The following is an 18,909-nucleotide window of genomic DNA, read 5'->3' as shown; positions in this document are numbered from 1 at the left end:
AGCGGGCTTGCTCGCAAAGACGGTGTATCAGTCGACATCAATGTTGAATGATGAACCGCATTCGCGAGCAAGCCCGCTCCCACATTTAAATTGTGGTGGGTTCAGAGATATCGGCAATCAAGCGCCATCACCAGGGTTGCCAGCGCATCGCCAGAACGATAGCCGCGAGGCTGGGTGAACTAAGCTTGGATAAGGATGATTCTATCTATTCACTCCCGGCTCGTTGAACATCTCGATGAACCGAGGGCGTCACAAGGAGCACACGATGCTTCACATCAGAACGCCCCTGATTCTGCACCCGGGCCTGTCGACCCCGGCCCGGCGGATCTGGCTCAAGTTGGAAAACCTGCAGCCCAGCGGCTCGTTCAAACTGCGCGGTATGGGCCTGTTGTGTAGCCAGGCAGCGGAGCAGGGCAAGCGCAAAGTGGTCTGTCCTTCCGCGGGCAACGCCGGGTTGGCCACCGCCGTGGCCACGACCAGTCTTGGGCTGAAAGCCTGCATTGTGGTGCCGAACACCACCCCGGAAACCACCCGCGCCAGGATCAGGAAAACCGGTGCCGAGGTGATCGTCCACGGCAAGGTCTGGGACGAAGCCAATCAACGGGCGAAAGAGCTCGCAAAGGGTGCGGACACCGAATACGTGCCAGCCTTCGATCATCCAGTGTTGTGGGAAGGGCACAGCACGATGGTCGATGAAATTCTCGAGGACTGCCCTCAGGTCGATGTGTTGGTGACGTCGGTGGGCGGCGGAGGTTTGTTGGCGGGACTGCTCACTGGCCTGATCCGTCATCAGCGCATGGATTGTCGGATCGTTGCTTGCGAAACCCAGGGCGCGGCGTCTTTCGCGGCTGCCATCAGTGCCGGCCACCCGGTCAGATTGCCGCGCATCGACACCGTCGCCACCTCACTTGGCGCGGCGCAGGTGGCGGCCTGGCCGGTGCAGCACATTCTCGACTTTGCGCACGAATGCGTGGTGCTCAGCGATGATGAGGCGATCATGGGCGTGGTTCGTTACGCCAACGACTTGCGTCAGTTGGTCGAGCCGGCGTGCGGTGTTTCATTGGCGGTGGCGTACCTCGACCATCCAGCGATTGCCGAGGCTCATGATGTGGTGATTGTGGTGTGCGGCGGCGTCAGCATCAGCGCGCAATTGGTTGCGGGCTGGGCGCGCCTGACCGGCGGGACGCCAGCAACCTAGGGCCCGAACACTATCCCAGTGTTGCGAGCCCCATGGCTGACTTTTACAGGTTTCAATGACCGACTGGACCTTACTGAGCGAGGATCGCTTTGGCCAGGTCTTCATCGCTTGCCTTGAGGTCGGGATTATTTTGTCGAATTTCCTTCAACACCGACTCCAGGTAAGCGCCGCGAATCGTACCGCCACTCGCCACGAAGCTAGAGGCGTCATCCTGTGCGGGAATCACGATTTTGTCATCTTTGAATGTCGAATACAGCGATGCGGAAAGCCCTGCCGAAGTGGCGACATCTTTTGCCTCCACATCGGCCATGGCCGAACCAACGGGCAAACAAAGCACCAGCGAAGTTACAAGCAACAGATGGCGCATGACAGCGTCCTCCGAAAGCGAAAGGAAGTAACACATAATTTAGGATGCCTGGCAGTGCTCAGGAGTTCCCTGCCGATTCGTTGCATGCACAGGCGACCGCTCAGAATCCCGCCAGTTAATGCGCAATCCGTAGCAGCTGCCGAGCCCGCGAGGCTGCGTTCGGCTGCGCAGCAGTCGTAAAATCAGACATTGCGGTGCATCAGGCAGACCCACGTCAGCCAGGCTCACGACTGCTGCGCAGCCGAACGCAGCCTCGCGGGCTCGGCAGCTGCTACAAGGAATGCGTTGCGGCTGAAGTTGCTTTTGCCGGGTTTTCCTTTGCCGGGTCGATGTTCTCGATCGAGCGCTCACCGGCACGTTCCAGCAGTGGATACGCCAGCGCGGCGATGTGGTGATGTACACGCCGGTAATCACGCAGCACCCGCTGGAAAATATCGCCGGATTGCGCCCAGGTACTTTTGTCTTCTTGCAACTGGCGAAAATGCTCGCGGCTGGCGCAGGCTTCCAGCCTTCTGACGATCTCCTTGCGATGGATCAGGTGGTGCGCGGTGGCGATGTCTTCGCGCAGGAACACGATGATCGCCAGGCTCAAACTTTCCAGCACGGCGTCGTGCAGCGGGGCGATGTTGCCCAGTTCGAAGGCCGAGAACTGTTCACCCCGGCGCAAGCGGCGCATGGCCAACTGCGCGAGGCTGCTGGAAAGAATGTCCGCGGCATGTTCGAGGTTGATCACAAACGTGAGGATTTCCTGGGAGCGATCGGCATCGCTGTCACTGATGCCTTCCTTGCCGATGTCGGCCAGATAAGCCCGAATCGCCGCGCTGAGCAGGTCCAGGGATTGATCGATGCGCCGCACTTCATCGGCGCAGGCCGGTAGCGATGTGTGGAGCAGTTGAAGCATCCGGCCGAGCATGGCCGAGAGCATGTCAGCCATGCGCAAGGCTTCGCGGGCGGCATTCGACAAGCCGATGTTGGCCACTTCCAGACCGGCTTCATCCAGGTAGTGCGGCATGCCAGGGTCGACATCCCGCTCAGGCGCCGGCAGCCATCGGGTGAGGGCATTGGCGAGCACCTCGGTCAGGCCGATGAACACCAATCCCAGCAGCAGATTGAAACCGGTGTGCAGGCACACCACCAGCGTCGAGGGCGCGAGCGGTACCTGAGCGAGCAGCCCGGCAAACGGCAAGACCGCCAGGGCACCGACCGTCCGCACCAGCAGATTACCCAGCGGCAGGCGTCGGCCGACGCTCGAACCGGCGTTGATGACCGAAGGCAGCGCACCGCCAATATTCACCCCCAGTACCAGCGCGACAATCGGGCTGGCCGAGAGCATGCCGGTCGCGGCCAACGAGACGATCAGCAGCACCACGGCCACGCTGGAGTGGCAGAGCCAGGTGAGGATCAGCGCCACCAGCAGTGCAATCACCAGATCGCCCTCGAGGCTCTGCATGATGAGCCGGAAGATCGGCGTGCCTTCGACTTCCGCCAGCGTCGAACCGAGCATGTGCAGGGCCAGCAGCATCAGCCCCAAGCCGATCAGCGCGCAACCGACGCTTTCGTAGCGCGAGTCATCACGCAGCCGAAAGACGATCAGGCCCGCCAGCAGAACGATGGGTGTGAGCATCGACACATCGGCGCTGAGCAGTTGCACCACCAAGGTCGAACCGATATTGGCGCCGAGCATCACCGCCAGTGCCGGCGCCAGTCCCAGCGTTCCGGCCGCGGTGAACGAAGTCGCCATCAGGCTGACGGCGGTGCTGCTTTGCAGGACGCCGGTGATGCCGATGCCAGACAGCAAAGCCATCCAGCGGTTATTCAGGTTGTGGCCCAGCCACTGGCACAATGGCGTGCCGAAGCCGCGCAACAGCGCCGAAGAAATCATGTGGGTGCCCCACAACAACAGGGCGATGGTGCCTGCGAGGTTGATCAGTAGAGTAGTTCCCGACATGAGGACTCTCCCTTTTTGCGTGTTGCATTTATTGACGGCCCGGGAGCCGGAGGGATGGTATCTGACGAACACCCGACCCTGTAGGAGCTGGCGAAGCCTGCGATCTTTTGATCTTGATTTTTAAAGGCAAAGTCAAAAGATCGCAGGCTTCGCCAGCTCCTACAGGGATTGCGGTGTTCAAGTCATTTGGGTTTGCCCCCTCGCTGCGGGGGCTTACATCATCAGAACCATTGCTTGAAGCGACGGATGTAGAGGGTCTTCATGATCTGCGCGAACACGCAGTAGCTGAGCAAGGTGCCGACCAGCCATGGGAAGTACGCCCACGGCAGCGGTTGCAAACCGACCAGCGTGCCCAGTGGCGAGAACGGAATGTAGATGCCCAGCACCATCACCAGCCCGGTCATCAGAATCACCGGCAACGCCGCAGTGCTCTGGAAGAACGGGATTTTCTGCGTGCGCAGCATGTGCACCACGAGGGTCTGGGACAGCAGCCCTTCAATGAACCAGCCGGACTGGAACAGGCCCTGCATCTCCACGCTGTTGGCGGCGAACACGTACCACATCAGCGCGAAGGTGGTGATGTCGAACACCGACGAGGTCGGCCCGATCCACAGCATGAAACGGCCGATGTTCTTCGCGTCCCACTTGCGTGGCTTGCGCAGGAATTCCTTGTCCATCTTGTCCCACGGCAGCGCCAGCTGAGAGATGTCGTACATGAGGTTTTGCAGCAGCAAGTGGATCGACAGCATCGGCAGGAATGGAATGAATGCACTGGCCACCAGCACCGAGAACACGTTGCCGAAGTTGGAGCTGGCGGTCATGTTCAGGTACTTCATGATATTGCCGAAGGTTTCGCGGCCCTTGAGCACGCCTTCTTCGAGCACCATCAGGCTCTTTTCCAGAAGGATGATATCGGCCGATTCCTTGGCGATGTCGGTGCCGCTGTCCACCGAAATACCCACGTCGGCATCGCGCAAGGCAGGGGCGTCGTTGATGCCGTCACCGAGGAAACCCACGGTGTGACCGTTGGCCTGCAACGCCTTGAGCACCCGGGATTTCTGCAGTGGCGTCAGCTTGGCGAACACCGTGCGTTCCTCGACTCGCACCTTGAGGGTGGCGTCGTCCATCTTTTCGATGTCTCGGCCGAGCAGCGGCGTGCCGGGTTCCAGACCGACTTCGCGGCAGATCTTGCAGGTCACCACGGCGTTGTCGCCGGTCAGCACTTTGACGGTCACGCCCATGTCGCGCAGCGCCGCAATCGCCGGGCCGGCGGTTTCCTTTGGCGGATCGAGGAAGGTCAGGAAGCCGCGAATCACCAGTTCGCGTTCGTCAGTGGTTGCGTACTGGTTTTTCGTCTGTGCCTTCGGGATCTCGCGGGTGGCGACCAACAGCACCCGGAAGCCGTCCTCGTTGTATTCGTTCGCCAGGGCCAGCAGCGCTTGGCGACGTTGATCATCCAACGCCACGATAAAACCGTTTTCATTGAGGTGGCTGGCGATGGTCAGCATTTCCTCGACCGCGCCTTTGCACACCATCAGATGATCGTCGCGGCTGTCCTTGACGATGATCGACAGGCGTCGACGGACGAAGTCGAACGGCAGTTCATCGACCTTGCTGTAGGCGAACGGCAACCGAAACTTTGGGTTGTTGTTGGCGAACTGCACCACCGCCTGATCCATCAGGTTTTTCAGCCCGCTCTGGTGATAGCTGTTGAGCCAGGCCAGTTCCAGCAGCGAATCGTCGCGCTGGCCATTGCTGTCGACATGGTGTTCAAGAATGATCTTGTCCTGCGTCAGCGTGCCGGTCTTGTCGGTGCACAGCACGTCCATCGAACCGAAGTTCTGAATCGCATTAAGGCGCTTGACCACCACTTTGCGCTTGGCCATGGCCATGGCGCCTTTGGCCAGGTTGGCGCTGACAATCATCGGCAGCATTTCCGGGGTCAGGCCGACCGCCACTGCCAGTGCAAACAGGAGCGCATCGCTCCAGTCACCTTTGGAGCCGTTGAGCAGGAACACGATCGGCACCATGACCAGCATGAAACGGATCAACAGCCAACTGACGCTGTTCACCCCGCGGTCGAACGCGGTTTGCACCCGCGAGCCAACAATGGCTTTGGCCAGTGAGCCGAAGTAGGTGCGCGAACCGGTAGCGACCACCACCGCTTTGGCGGTGCCGCTGACCACGTTGGTGCCCATGAAGCAGATGTTCGGCAGGTCGAGCAGGTTGGACTGATCGGCAGCGCTGCCGGTCGCTGACTTCTGCGCCACATCCCCCAGCGTGTCGTACTTCTCGACGGGCAAGGCTTCGCCGGTCAGCACGGCCTGACTGATGAACAGGTCGCGGGATTCGATCAGGCGGATATCCGCCGGGATCATGTCGCCAGCGCTGAGCTGCACGATGTCGCCGGCCACCAGTTCGCGCATCGGCACTTCGCGCAACACTGGCGGGCGGCCCTTTTGTGGGCGACGCAGGACGGTGGCAGTAGTGCGCACCATGGCTTTGAGGGTTTCGGCGGACTTGGCCGAACGGTATTCCTGCCAGAACCGCAGCAGGCTGCTCAGGCTGACCATGGTCATGATGATAATGACCTTGGTCAGGTCGGCGTCGTCGCCTTCACCTTGGCTGATCGGCAGCCAGTAGTCGGTGAAGAAGCTGATGCCGGCCAGGGTCAGCAGCACGTAGATGAAGGGGTTGTTCAGGGCTTTGAGCAGTTGGACGAGGGCGTGAGGCGGCTTGTCATGGGCGACTTCGTTGTGACCCCCACGAGCCAGACGGCCTTCGGCTTCGAGTTCGGTCAAACCGTCAGCGGTGGCGTTGAGGTTGGTGAGGGTTACGGCCAGGCCGTTTTGCGCTTCCCGGGCGGCACGCATCGACAGCTTGGCGTTGTCGCTGGAGGCGCCTCGGGTGGTTTTCTTTGCGGTTTTTACAAGGGTCATTGCTGTGCTCCTGCCGCAGGCTTGCGGCACGACACACAGGTACTCAGCTAATCAAAGACGAGCGCACGTATGTCGAGCCGCAAATAAGCGATCGAGTCGGATGATTGTGTTTTGATGTTTTACCGTTCGCTGTCCATCAACTAACACGTGACAGACCGCGAACCGACTACTGGCTTCGTCCATAACTTGATTCCAATTAAAGTTGTTTTTAACAGGCAATAGAAAGTTGTCGGATTTCGTTTAAGAAAACCGTTCGGGAAGGACCTTTAAAGTGCCTTCAAATCAATTGAAAGTGCGTGCCCCAACGTACAGGCCGAACATCAGGCGCGCGATGCGCCGACTCGGTGGTTCCTGGCTTTCGTCGAAGCTCCAGCGTTGCTGAAGCCGGCCCGTTGTCGGGCAGACGCGCCAGTTGGCACGAGGCTGTGCCTTGGTGTGGGCAGAAGGGGCGGAAAACGGGGCGCTGGGCCGAATCGTCAACAGACGCTCACGGAAAAGCTTGACCCGCATGGTCGATGCAAAGGCGCGTACGCCTGGCATTACAGTGGTTTTGAAGTTCATAACATGCCTCTGGGCCGGACTGATTCCGGTGAGGCAAGTTACGGTGGAGCCTCAGGCTCTAGCGCAGCTTACCCGACCGAAAAGTCGAGTCCCGTCATTGTCTGGGTTATGTGCCAGGTTCTGCATATTCGCAGTAACCCGACAGCGGCTAGATGCTGTGTCCATTGGATTCTTTTGTGAGTTGATAAAAGGCCGTTGTTACCGGCCCGGGCAATTTACTGAGCGAGGCAGGTGAAGTCAATCGTAAAAGTGCACTTGACTGCCGGTTAAACCGGGTTCGGTTATTAAAGTGTGTAGTGGTTCAGCTAATTGACAGCGTAGGAGCTGCCGAAGGCTGCGATCTTTTGATCTTTTGATCTTTTGATCTTTGGTATTTCAGCTGCCGCCGAAGATCAAAAGATCGCAGGCTTCGCCAGCTCCTACATGGAGGAGGGCAAGTGAGCGTCGATATCGAATGCGTGATGATCGGCTCCGGCGTGACCGATAGTCAGCGGGGAGCTATTCTTGGCAATGCGCCCATCGTCATGGGAGACCTCTGATGATCAACGTACGCACTGCCCGCATGCTCGCCGATTACAGGCGCTGGGCCGATCAGCGACTCTTCGACAGCCTCATGGCGCTGCCACCGGAAGAGCTCAACCGCAAACGGATGTCGGTGTTCAACAACATCATCGGCACCTTGAACCATATCTACGTGGTCGATTGCATCTGGAAAGCGCATCTGGAGGGGCGCGGCCACGGCTTCAAAACCTCCCATGGTCTGCTCCATCCTGAACTCACCGAGCTGCGACTGGTGCAGCAGGAGATCGATCAATGGTTCTGTGGATGGAGCTCGGCCCAGACCGACGATTCGCTGGATAAACCCATCGAATTCACCTCCGTGTCGGGGGAAAACGGGGTCATGAGCGCCGGCGCGATGCTGTTGCATGTGGTCAACCATGCCAGTTATCACCGAGGCTGGGTGGTCCAGATGTACTGCGAGATTCCGGCCCTGCCACCGATCACTGATCTGCCGGTGTTTCTGCGCGAGGTTCCGGGGTATTGAATCGAGTTTCCCAGCCCAAGCAAATCCTGTGGGAGCGAGCCTGCTCGCGATGGCTACCTTCCAGCCAACATTGATGTTGTCTGACGCTGCGCTCTGTAGGAGCCAGGCTTGCCGGCGAAGACGTCCTTAAGGGCGCCTTCGCCGGCAAGCCTGGCTCCTACAGTAATCATTGCTCCCACATAGAGCTTCTTTGTAATGAAAATGATGTCAGGCCTCGGGAATCAAACTCTGTCGACAATCCAGCACCAACAGTGCACCACCCAGCTCGCTGCTGCCCACTTCCAGGGTAAAACCGTGCAGGCTGATAATCGCCGCGACGATCGATAACCCCAGCCCGAATCCGCTTTGCGGGTTACCGCCCTCGGCGCGATAAAAACGCTGAAACACCGCCTCTCGCTCGGCCAGTGCAATGCCGGGACCTGAGTCGAGTACTTCAATTCGTGTATGCCCAGCGTCATTCACCCCACGCAAAATCACTGCGCCACTGGGCGGTGTGAATTTGATCGAGTTGCTCAGCAAATTCGCCACGGCTTCGAACAGCAGCGCCCGGTCGCCGTTGAGCCGGGGCAGGGACTCGGGCAGTTGCAGTTCAAAAGTCAGTTCGCCTTCTTCGGCCAGCGGCAGATAAAAATCATGCAGCTCTTGCAGCAATGGCACCGGGTCCAGTTGCACGAAACCCGAACGGCGCTGGCGATCCTCCAACTCGGAAATTCGCAGCAAGCCGCGAAAACGCGCCATCAAGGTATCCGCCTCGCCGAGCACCGAATCCAGTTGCACGGCCAGCGTTGAACCGTCATCGGCCTGCTGCTGAATCCGGTACAGCTGCGCCCGCAGGCGCGTCAACGGTGTGCGCAGGTCATGGGCGATGTTGTCGCACACGCCCTTGACCTCGTTCATCAAGCGCTCGATGCGTTCGAGCATGGCGTTGACGATGGCGGCGAGCATGTCCAGTTCATCAGGGCGGTTGGACAGCGGCAGGCGTCGGGTCAAGTCGCCGGCGACGATGGCTTCGGCGCTGGCCTGGATCGCCCGGATCCGCCGCAGCGGCCGTCGTCTCAATAAATGCCAGCCGGCGATGCCGGGCAGAATGGTTAGCGACACGCCCCACAGCAGCGCGTGCAGGATGATCCGGGTCACCGCAAACAACGAACCGTTGTCCCGCACCAATACCAGCCAGCGCCCGTCCAGGGTCCGGGTCGCCGAGGCATCGCAACTGTCGGCGGGCAGGGTCGGGTCATCGGCGTCGACGCAGTCGCTGAGGATGTGAATCTTGCCGTCCAGTGGCAGGCCCTGGGGGATCTGGTGCAACGGGCCGCTGAGGTGGCGCCGCTGGTCATCGAACAAGCCATAGGCATCGATGCCGCGAACGTCGAAGGTGACGCTGGCCGCGAGGGCGTCCTCCAGCTGCGCGCCCTGGAAACGGGAAAACAGATGCTGACGTTGCATTAACGAATGCTTGGCCAAGGTGTCCAGGTAGCTGGACACTTCGTAGTACATGACGCCCATGAGAATCCCGCTCCAGGCCACGAACAGCGAACTGTAGAGCGCCAGCAAGCGGCTGCTGGAGGAGCGCCAGCCTTTAGAGGGGTTCAGCAATGACATAACCCGAGCCTCGCACAGTCCGAATCAGTGGGACTTTGCCTGGCGGGTCGATCTTTTTGCGCAGACGACCGATGTGCACGTCGATCAGGTTAGTGCCGGGGTCGAAGTGATAACCCCAGACCTCTTCGAAAATCATCATCCGCGACAGAATCTGCCCGGTGTTGCGCATCAGAAATTCCAGCAATTTGTACTCGGTGGGCAACAGCGTCAGCAACTGGCTGTCGCGGCTGGCCTCATGGCTGATCAGGTTCAGCTCCAGATCGGCCACGCGCAATGTGGTGGCCTGGGCGGTCACGGTGTTCTGTCGACGCAGCAAGACTTCGACCCGGGCGGCCATTTCATCGGTGGCGAACGGTTTGGTCAGGTAATCGTCGCCGCCGGCGCGCAGGCCGCGAACCCGTTCATCGACGTCGGAGAGGGCGCTGATCATCAGGATCGGCGTGGCCACGCCCATGGTGCGCAGGGTGGTGACAATCGCCAGACCATCGAGCTCCGGCAGCATGCGGTCGAGGGTGATCAGGTCGTAGTCACCGCTGACCGCGCGCGCAAGACCTTCACGGCCATTGTCGACCCAATCCACGTCGAGGCCGTGGCTACTCAGTTCGGCGACGATTTCCCGGGCGGTCACAGCGTCGTCTTCGATGGTCAAGATGCGGGTCATAGGGCTTGCCTGGTTAGGTGTTCAAGACATTGCGCGGCATTTTGCCAAGAAATGATCGATGGTTTTCTAAATAAAATTTCATGCAGGCACCGTTTTGATCAATGCATAAAACCCGCCGATATCACTGACACCTTGCAAACTGCATGACCCTGAGAAGTTCATTGTTTTCAAGGTATTGAAATAGAACGATTTCTCCAGGTGGCGCGACTGGCACGTTGACTGCAATTGCTCGTTTGACGAGTTGTAACACTTGCCTGGAGCACTACAACAATGAACAGATCCTCTGATGGTTTTTATCCTGCCGCAGATGAGTTCAGCACGCTCTCTGGCGTGTCCTGGGCCGCTATCTTCGCCGGAGCCGCAGCGGCCGCGGCGTTGTCGCTGATTCTCGTGCTGCTTGGATTTGGTCTGGGTTTTTCGGCGGTTTCGCCGTGGGCCCATGAAGGCTTCAGCGCCAAAACGCTGGGTATCTCGACGATTATCTGGCTGGCCTTTACCCAGATCGTGGCGTCCGGGCTCGGCGGCTACATCGCCGGTCGCCTGCGGGTGAGGTGGGCCTACATGCACGGCGATGAGGTCTACTTCCGTGACACCGCCCATGGCTTCCTGGCCTGGTGTATCGCGACGCTGGTGACCGCGACGCTGGTGGTCGGCTCGGTCAGCAACATCGTCAGCGGCGGTGTGCAGGCCGGGGCAACAGTCGCCGGCGGTGCCGCCAGCGCCATGACCCAGGCTGCCGGCAGCGCGGTCGGTAATACCGACGGTGACCCGTACGGTTACTTCATCGACAGCCTGTTTCGCGATGATCGGCCAGTCGCCGTCAGCGAGGACGCCGTCAATGGCACCGTCACCCGGATCTTCGCGCGCAGCCTGCGCAACGACGGTCAATTGGCGCCCGAGGATCGGACTTACCTTGCACAACTGGTCGCGCAGCGGACCAACCTCACTCAAGCGGACGCCGAGCGCCGTGTCGATGAAGTCTATGCCCGCACCCAAAAAGCCGTCGCCGACGCCAAACTGACCGCGCAACAAGCAGCCGACACGGCAGCCAAAGTCGCAGCCTTGACCGCGTTGTGGATGTTTGTCGCGCTGCTGGCCGGTGCATTTTTTGCCAGCCTCGCCGCGATCTTCGGCGGTCGTCGTCGGGATGCCGTGGAGTACCTGGAAACCGATGCCTACGTCACTACCACCACAACCACGACGCTGCCACCTGTTCGCTAACCCAGGAGAACCCTCATGCGCTCAATATTGCTGTTCTTTCTCGGCGTACCGATCCCGATCATCATTCTGATTGCCTTGCTGACGTGATCCTCTTTGAGGCACTTGCCTGCGCCGCTTCTACCTCCTGTAGAAGCGGCGTTTTTTTGCTTTTCGGATGCCCAAGCAGCGAGAATCGCCCCAGCGGGAGCTGCTCCCACTCTTAATGTTGTGTTGCCTGACAGGAGAAATACCTTGGACAAAAAGGAAAGCAAACGGCAACTGGTGGCGATGCTCGAAAGCGGGCGTTCCAAAACCGAAATTTTCAAGATGCTGTCCGGTGGAGAGGTCAAGGATCGGGTGCTGGCGTACTGGATCGGTGCCTATGCGGACCCTGCGCTGTGTCAGCGGCACTCCGGCAAGATCAAGACATTGCTTTTTCTGACGATTGCCCAAGCGTTGCTCGGTGCGGTGTTCGGGTTCTTCCTCGGCTCGATGATCGGGCCAGTTGCCGCTGTGTTTTTTACCCTGTTTGCCGCAGGGGTGCCGCTGCTGTTCGCCTGGGGTTTTTATAAGAACGTTGCGCAGGCCTATACGATTTACGTGATCCTGTCCCTGAGCCAGTTTCCACGCATGTTCCAGGGGTTTGAGAAGGATCCGCTACTGACGCTCATTGGTGCCGCAATCACCTTGGGCATGGTGTTTTTTGTCGCTTACCTCAAAACGCTGTTGTTCCCGGATCTGGGCTTCCTCGGCTCGAAGAAGGTCAAAGGGCACTACGTGTTTTCCAGCTGAGGATCGGTGCGAGCGCGGCAGCTTTTACTGGCCTGGATCAATATTTCGTTCGGCGATATGCCTTACCGTGAACAATCCACGCCCCTGCTGCGTCATCGACTAGTACCCGAGCAGGCCCCCTCGTTTTTGTATCTCATCGGGCCACCGCAGGTGTAAGTGCAGCATGGAGCTGAACAACCCTTACTTTTCAAGGATGAACTGCGCAATGCAACGCCAAGACAGAACCTTCGATATTCAGCCGCTGGTGCAGGCGGACATGACTGTGCACATCAATGGCCAAACCGTCGGCGCCGCCATCGGCGAAACCGTCCTGACGGTCATTCAATCATTGGGCATTCGTCAAGTGGCCCGTAACGATCACGATCAAGTCAGCGGTGCCTATTGCGGCATGGGCGTGTGCCAATGCTGCCTGGTGAAAATCGATGGCCGACACAAACGTCGCGCCTGCCAGACGATCGTGCGTGAGGGCATGAGCGTCGAAACCCAAGTCAACCGCATCACCGGGCAGGAGGTGTTATGAGCCAGCATCCGGTGATCGTCGGCGGCGGGCCGGCGGGTATGGCCGCAGCCATTGAACTGGCCCGGCACGGGGTGCGCTGCACCTTGCTTGAAGAAGCCTCGCGGCTCGGCGGCGTGGTCTATCGCGGACCGTTGCGCGATAACGTTCACCTGGACTATCTGGGGCCGCGCTATTCGCAAGTGCTGGCCAAACTGCATGGAGAGTTCCGGGAGCAGTCGGGCCTGATTGACGTGCGCCTCAATCATCGCGTGGTCGGTGCCGAAGGCACTCGCACACTGGTGCTGCTGGACGCCGATGAGCGCTTGCAGGAGATTGAGTATTCGCAGTTGCTGCTGGCTGCCGGTTGCCATGAACGCAGCGTGCCCTTTCCCGGCTGGACCTTGCCCGGCGTGATTCTATTGGGTGGTCTGCAACTGCAAATCAAGAGCGGCGTGGTTAAACCGCAGGGGCCGGTGGTGATCGCGGGCACCGGTCCGTTGTTGCCGCTGGTGGCCTGCCAGCTGCACACCTCCGGGGTAAGTGTTGCCGGAGTTTACGAGGCGTGCGCGTTCGGCAAAATCGCTCGGGAAAGCCTCGCGCTGTTGAACAAGCCGCAGCTGTTTCTCGATGGCTTGAGCATGCTCGCGTACCTGAAATTGCACGGCATTCCCATGCACTATGGCTGGGGCGTGGTCGAGGCACAGGGCGAAGGCGAGTTGAATTCGGTGACCGTCGCGCCGTACTCCAGCACTTGGGAGCCGGAGCTGAGTCGCGCCGAGAAAGTTGCCGCGCAAACCCTGGCGGTCGGTTACGGCTTCATTCCCCGCACGCAACTCAGTCAGCAAATGGGCCTGGATCACGGTTTCAGCGATGACGGTTATCTGCGGGCCAGCGCCAATGTCTGGCAGCAAAGCAGCGAACCCCATGTGCATTTGGCCGGGGACATGGGTGGGATTCGGGGGGGCGAGGCGGCCATGCTCGCGGGACGGATCGCGGCAGTGTCGATCCTGCTGCAACGCAATGTGCTGGACTTGGAACTGGCGCTCGTCAGGCGCGATCGTTACCTGTCGAAACTCAAGTCCATCGTGCGCTTTCGCGCCGCCGTCGACCGCTACACCGAGCGCGGCGCCGGGCAAACCGCATTGCCGGCCGCCGATACGGTGATCTGCCGCTGTGAACACGCGACCCGCGCCGACATCGATCGGGCGCTGGAGCAGGGCGTGCAAGATCTGGCCAGCCTGAAAATGCGCACCCGTGTGAGCATGGGCGATTGTCAGGGGCGCATGTGTGTCGGTTATTGCACCGACCGTTTGCGTGAAGCCACCGGCCGGCAGGATGTGGGTTGGTTGCGACCGCGTTTCCCCGTCGATCCGATTCCTTTTTCCGCGTTCCAGTCTGTCGGCAGGGAGGCTGCAAGCCATGAGTAAGTTCTATGACGTGGTCATCGCCGGCGGCGGTGTGATCGGGGCGTCCTGCGCCTATCAATTGTCCAAGCGTAAACACCTGAAAATCGCGCTGATCGACGCCAAGCGTCCGGGCAATGCGACCCGCGCTTCGGCGGGTGGCCTGTGGGCGATCGGTGAGTCGGTGGGCCTGGGCTGCGGGGTGATTTTCTTTCGCATGATGTCGGCCAATCGCAAGCGCGAAGCCCATGGCGCGGCCGTGGCGGTGGACTCCAGCACGCCGCACATCCTGCCGCAGTCGTTCTTCGATTTCGCCTTGCAGTCCAACGCGATGTACCCGGACCTGCACCGGGAGTTGCAGGAGAATCACGGGATGGATTTCAAGTTCGAAAAGACCGGACTGAAATTCGTGATTTATGACGATGAAGACCGGCTCTATGCCGAGCATATCGTCGCTTGTATTCCGCATTTGGCGGATCAGGTGCGCTGGCTCGATCAAGCGGCACTGCGCGAAGCCGAACCGAGTGTCAGCCATGAGGCGAGGGGCGCGTTGGAGTTTCTCTGCGACCATCAGGTCAGTCCGTTCCGCTTGGCCGATGCCTACACCGAAGGCGCGCGACAGAACGGTGTGGACCTGTATTTCAACACCAACGTCACCGGCGTGTTGAAGCACGACTCGCGGGTCAATGGTGTGCAGACCGACGAGGCCGGCGTGTTCCGTTGCGATACGCTGATCAACGCCGCCGGCGCCTGGGCTGCTGACCTCAGCGAGCAGGCCACCGGCATTCGCATTCCGGTGAACCCGGTGAAGGGCCAGATCCTGCTGACCGAGCGCATGCCGAAGATCCTGCACGGTTGCCTGACCACCAGCGACTGCTACGTGGCGCAGAAAGACAACGGCGAAATCCTGATCGGCAGCACCACCGAAGACAAGGGTTTCGACGTGACCACCACCTACCCGGAAATCAGCGGTCTGGTGCAAGGCGCGCTGCGTTGCATTCCGGCGCTGGCGGACATCAATTTGAAACGCTGCTGGGCCGGGTTGCGTCCAGGCTCGCCGGACGAGCTGCCGATTCTCGGGCCGATGAAAGGGGTAGAGGGTTACCTGAATGCCTGCGGACACTTTCGCACCGGTATTCTGACGTCGGCGATCACCGGGGTGTTGCTGGACAAACTGGTGAACAACGAGCCGTTGCCGCTGGACATCACACCGTTTCTGGCGGATCGGTTTGCAGGGGTACCGGAGGTTGAACGCAAGGAAATGGATTTGGCTTGAGGACGCCTTCGCGGGCAAGCCTCGCTCCTACAGGTCGTGCGCTGATCGTTCCCACGCTCCGCGTGGGAATGCCGCCCCGGACGCTCCGCGTCCGATATGACGCAGAGCGTCATTGGATGCATTCCCACGCAGAGCGTGGGAACGATCGTTGGGGCTCAGTTAATCGGCGTCCCGCACTAATCCTCAAACCCCACCTGCTCATGAATCTCATCAACCTTCAATTCCAGTCGATAAGCCACGGCGATAAACAGCGCCTGGCACAGGCACAAGGTCGCACTCAACGAGCGGAAGGCAAACGAGCTGCCTTCGTTAACCAGCAGCACGGTGTTGGCGCGCTTGGCCAAAGGTGAAAGGTTGCTGTCGGTGATGATCAGGGTTTTCGCCTGATTGTGCTGGGCAATACGCAGGCAGTGCTGGGTTTCCTTGCCGTAGGGCGTGAAGCTGATGGCGATCACCAGGTCATTGGCGCGCACGCTGCGCATCTGCTCGCGGTAACTGCCGCCCAGACCCGACACCAAATGGATGCGCTTGTTGGTGTGTTGCAGGTTGTAGACCAGGTAATCGGCCACCGCGAACGAGCGGCGCACCCCGACCACGTAGATGTTGTCGGCGTTCACCACCAAGTCCACGGCTTTATCGAAGGCCTGATCATCGAGTTCCAGCCCCAACCGTTCGATGCCCGACAGGGTGGCGTCGATGCATTCGCGCGCCAGGTCGCCGCCACTGGCCTTCTGGGATTTGTTGGCGATCATGCTGCGGATGCGTTGCTGGTAGTTCTGCACCGGCGTGGTTTTATGGGTATAGGCCTCGCGAAACAGCGCCTGCATTTCGCTGAAACCGCTGAAGCCGAAACGCTGGGAAAACCGCACGATGGCCGATGGGTGCACTTCACATTCGCGGGCGATGTCGCTGATGCGGTCGACCATGATCCGATCGCTCTGCTGGCTCATGTAGCTGGCGATGCGTTTGAGCTGGCGTGGCAGGCTTTCGTATTCATCGGTGATCAACTGCAACAAACGCTCGGCATTGATCGGGGGGCTGACGAGATCGCTGTCGGGCGTGCTCTCGGTCGTAGCCGGCTGATCGGTGCGGGACATAAGGAATCCTTCTGGCTTGTTCTTATAGAGATGACAGGCGGGTCATCCCCTGACAATAGGTTGGCTGTGCGCAGTCTACAGGGTAGGCCGGAATAAAATCTTGAGCTTGCGGCTGTCATCGGGTCTGCTGAAACGATGCACGGTGTCTGGAGTGCTTGTGTAGAAGTTTATTGGAAAAAATATTCCACGTGAAAAATATTTAGAATAATTATTGATTATTCGGTCCCGGTCGTTTTAGTCTGCATCCACCAAGAGTGTTCGGCGCCTTCATCGCCCCGAACGCAGGCAGATAAAAATAACAGGAGCCAGCATGGGCCAGACTCGTTTTGCCAGTGGGCGTCAATTGGATCTGATTTGCCTGGGGCGCCTGGGCGTCGACCTCTATGCGCAGCAAGTCGGGGCGCGATTGGAGGATGTGAGCAGCTTCGCCAAATACCTCGGTGGTTCGTCCGCCAATATCGCCTTCGGCACCGCTCGGCTGGGTCTGAAGTCGGCGATGCTGAGCCGGGTAGGGGACGACCACATGGGCCGCTTCCTCGTTGAATCGCTGACCCGCGAAGGTTGCGACGTCAGCGGCATCAAGGTCGATCCGGAACGCCTGACCGCCATGGTCCTGCTGGGCCTCAAGGACCGCGAAACCTTTCCACTGGTGTTCTACCGCGAGAATTGCGCCGACATGGCGTTGCGCGCCGAAGACATCAGCGAAGCCTTTATCGCTTCCAGCAAAGCCTTGCTGATCACCGGCACCCATTTCTCCACCGACGGTGTCTACAAAGCGAGCATCCAGGCGCTGGACTACGCCGAGAAGCACAACGTCAAACGGGTGCTGGACATCGACTATCGCCCGGTACTCTGGGGCCTGGCCGGCAAGGCGGACGGCGAAACCCGGTTTGTCGCCGATCAGAACGTCAGCCAACACGTGCAGAAAATCCTCCCGCGTTTTGACCTGATCGTCGGCACGGAAGAAGAGTTTTTGATCGCCGGTGGTTCCGAAGATTTGCTCACTGCATTGCGCAACGTCCGGCAACTGAGCACGGCGACGCTGGTGGTCAAGCTCGGCCCGCAAGGCTGCACGGTGATTCATGGGGTGATCCCTGTGCGTCTCGAAGATGGCGCGATCTATCCCGGCGTGCGCGTCGAAGTGCTCAATGTGCTGGGGGCCGGCGATGCCTTCATGTCGGGCTTCCTCAGCGGCTGGCTGGAGGATGCCAGCGACGAGCGCTGCTGCCAGTTGGCCAATGCCTGCGGCGGTCTGGTGGTGTCGCGCCATGCCTGCGCCCCGGCGATGCCGACCCGCGCCGAACTCGACTATCTATTCAACAGCCCGGTACCGATCACCCGGCCGGATCAGGACGCCGTGTTGCAGCGTCTGCATCAAGTCAGCGTGCCGCGCAAACAGTGGAAGCAACTGTTCATCTTCGCCTTCGATCATCGCGGGCAATTGGTGGAGCTGGCCCACAAGGGCGGGCGCGACCTGAACGCTATCGGCGAACTCAAACAACTCTTTATCAAAGCCGTGGAGCGGGTCGAAGCGGATTTGTGTGAACAGGGTGTCGAGGCTGATGTCGGCTTGTTGGCCGATCAACGCTTCGGCCAGGACTCGCTGAACGCCGCCACCGGTCGCGGCTGGTGGGTGGCGCGGCCAGTGGAAGTGCAGGGTTCGCGGCCATTGGCGTTCGAGCATGGGCGCTCGATCGGCAGCAACCTGATTGCCTGGCCGCAAGAACAGATCATCAAATGCCTGGTGCAATTCCACCCCGACGACGAGCCTCTGCTGCGTTTGGAGCAGGAAGCGCAGATCAAGGGTTTGTATCAGGCCTCGCAAGTCAGCGGTCATGAGCTGCTGCTGGAAATCATTCCGCCCAAGGATCATCCGTCAACCCATCCGGACGTGCTGTATCGCGCGCTGAAACGCCTCTACAACCTGGGCATCTACCCGGCATGGTGGAAGATCGAAGCGCAAAGCGCCGAGGAATGGAAACAACTCGATGAGCTGATTCAGGAACGCGATCCGTATTGCCGTGGCGTGGTGCTGCTGGGCCTGAATGCCCCGGCGGCGGCCTTGGCCGAAGGGTTTCAGCAAGCTAGCCAGAGCCAGACCTGCCGAGGTTTTGCCGTGGGCCGGACGATTTTCCAGGAACCGAGCCGCGCGTGGATGACCGGTGAAATCGACGACGAAACGCTGATCCGCCAGGTGCAGGGCACGTTCGTCGAACTGATCGACGCCTGGCGCACAGCCCGCGCTTGACGTGACACCGCGTTATCGTTCTTCGCGGGCAAGCCTCGCTCCTACAGATCACCACAGCTTCCTGTAGGAGCGA

The 18,909-nt window shown here is 59.9% G+C and carries 15 protein-coding genes; 8 read left to right on the top strand and 7 right to left on the bottom strand.

The window, feature by feature from the left end:
* Positions 1–265: 265 nt before the first annotated feature.
* Positions 266–1,198, top strand: a complete 933-nt coding sequence (locus tag NHU87_RS13695) for a pyridoxal-phosphate dependent enzyme (RefSeq protein ID WP_253549122.1) — start codon at positions 266–268, stop codon at positions 1,196–1,198.
* A gap of 70 nt (positions 1,199–1,268) precedes the next feature.
* On the opposite strand, the gene NHU87_RS13690 is transcribed toward NHU87_RS13695, so the two are convergent.
* The 4 genes from NHU87_RS13690 to NHU87_RS13675 form a co-directional block, all read right to left on the bottom strand.
* Positions 1,269–1,565: a DUF2388 domain-containing protein gene (locus NHU87_RS13690; protein WP_253549120.1), complete on the bottom strand. Its 297-nt coding sequence runs from the start codon at positions 1,563–1,565 to the stop codon at positions 1,269–1,271.
* A gap of 271 nt (positions 1,566–1,836) precedes the next feature.
* Positions 1,837–3,513: a Na/Pi cotransporter family protein gene (locus NHU87_RS13685; protein ID WP_253549118.1), complete on the bottom strand. Its 1,677-nt coding sequence runs from the start codon at positions 3,511–3,513 to the stop codon at positions 1,837–1,839.
* 221 nt (positions 3,514–3,734) lie between these two features.
* Positions 3,735–6,452 (bottom strand): magnesium-translocating P-type ATPase, encoded by a 2,718-nt coding sequence (gene mgtA / locus NHU87_RS13680; RefSeq protein WP_253549116.1) that lies wholly within the window; start codon positions 6,450–6,452, stop codon positions 3,735–3,737.
* A gap of 282 nt (positions 6,453–6,734) precedes the next feature.
* On the bottom strand, positions 6,735–7,013 hold the full coding sequence (locus NHU87_RS13675; protein WP_253549114.1) for a hypothetical protein: 279 nt from the start codon (positions 7,011–7,013) through the stop codon (positions 6,735–6,737).
* 538 nt (positions 7,014–7,551) lie between these two features.
* Between NHU87_RS13675 and NHU87_RS13670 the strand changes: the two genes are divergently transcribed.
* Complete coding sequence (locus NHU87_RS13670; RefSeq protein WP_253549112.1) at positions 7,552–8,058, top strand: DinB family protein; 507 nt, start codon at positions 7,552–7,554, stop codon at positions 8,056–8,058.
* 207 nt (positions 8,059–8,265) lie between these two features.
* Here NHU87_RS13670 and NHU87_RS13665 read toward each other — a convergent pair whose 3' ends face one another.
* Together NHU87_RS13665 and NHU87_RS13660 are read right to left on the bottom strand one after the other, a co-directional pair.
* Positions 8,266–9,660: a sensor histidine kinase gene (locus NHU87_RS13665; RefSeq protein WP_253549110.1), complete on the bottom strand. Its 1,395-nt coding sequence runs from the start codon at positions 9,658–9,660 to the stop codon at positions 8,266–8,268.
* Positions 9,638–10,321 carry a response regulator transcription factor gene (locus NHU87_RS13660; protein ID WP_048397077.1) on the bottom strand — a complete coding sequence of 228 codons (684 nt, stop codon included), beginning with the start codon at positions 10,319–10,321 and terminating at the stop codon, positions 9,638–9,640. The genes NHU87_RS13665 and NHU87_RS13660 overlap by 23 nt, the downstream gene beginning before the upstream one ends.
* A 270-nt stretch (positions 10,322–10,591) precedes the next feature.
* Between NHU87_RS13660 and NHU87_RS13655 the strand changes: the two genes are divergently transcribed.
* The 5 genes from NHU87_RS13655 (at position 10,592) to hcnC (ending at position 15,491) form a co-directional block, all read left to right on the top strand.
* A complete protein-coding gene (locus NHU87_RS13655; RefSeq protein WP_253549108.1) occupies positions 10,592–11,542 on the top strand; it encodes a hypothetical protein in 951 nt (316 codons plus the stop codon).
* A gap of 231 nt (positions 11,543–11,773) precedes the next feature.
* The gene (locus NHU87_RS13650; protein ID WP_253549106.1) at positions 11,774–12,313 is read left to right on the top strand and encodes a hypothetical protein; all 540 of its coding nucleotides are present in this window, start codon (positions 11,774–11,776) and stop codon (positions 12,311–12,313) included.
* A 205-nt stretch (positions 12,314–12,518) separates the two neighbouring features.
* The gene (gene hcnA, locus NHU87_RS13645) at positions 12,519–12,833 is read left to right on the top strand and encodes a cyanide-forming glycine dehydrogenase subunit HcnA (protein ID WP_253549104.1); all 315 of its coding nucleotides are present in this window, start codon (positions 12,519–12,521) and stop codon (positions 12,831–12,833) included.
* The gene (gene hcnB, locus NHU87_RS13640) at positions 12,830–14,239 is read left to right on the top strand and encodes a cyanide-forming glycine dehydrogenase subunit HcnB (protein ID WP_253549102.1); all 1,410 of its coding nucleotides are present in this window, start codon (positions 12,830–12,832) and stop codon (positions 14,237–14,239) included. The genes hcnA and hcnB overlap by 4 nt, the downstream gene beginning before the upstream one ends.
* Positions 14,232–15,491, top strand: coding sequence for a cyanide-forming glycine dehydrogenase subunit HcnC (gene hcnC / locus NHU87_RS13635; RefSeq protein ID WP_253549100.1), 1,260 nt, complete (start codon positions 14,232–14,234; stop codon positions 15,489–15,491). Before hcnB ends, hcnC begins: the two co-directional genes overlap by 8 nt.
* A gap of 176 nt (positions 15,492–15,667) precedes the next feature.
* Here hcnC and NHU87_RS13630 read toward each other — a convergent pair whose 3' ends face one another.
* Positions 15,668–16,588, bottom strand: coding sequence for a MurR/RpiR family transcriptional regulator (locus tag NHU87_RS13630; protein ID WP_253549098.1), 921 nt, complete (start codon positions 16,586–16,588; stop codon positions 15,668–15,670).
* Positions 16,589–16,898: 310 nt separating this feature from the next.
* Between NHU87_RS13630 and NHU87_RS13625 the strand changes: the two genes are divergently transcribed.
* On the top strand, positions 16,899–18,836 hold the full coding sequence (locus tag NHU87_RS13625) for a bifunctional 5-dehydro-2-deoxygluconokinase/5-dehydro-2-deoxyphosphogluconate aldolase (RefSeq protein ID WP_253549096.1): 1,938 nt from the start codon (positions 16,899–16,901) through the stop codon (positions 18,834–18,836).
* Positions 18,837–18,909: the final 73 nt, after the last annotated feature.

The organism is Pseudomonas mandelii (assembly GCF_024138395.1).
Taxonomy (GTDB): domain Bacteria; phylum Pseudomonadota; class Gammaproteobacteria; order Pseudomonadales; family Pseudomonadaceae; genus Aquipseudomonas; species Aquipseudomonas mandelii_E.
The sequence above is the reverse complement of the archived record's forward strand: the minus strand, read 5'-3'. Positions and strand labels throughout refer to the sequence as shown.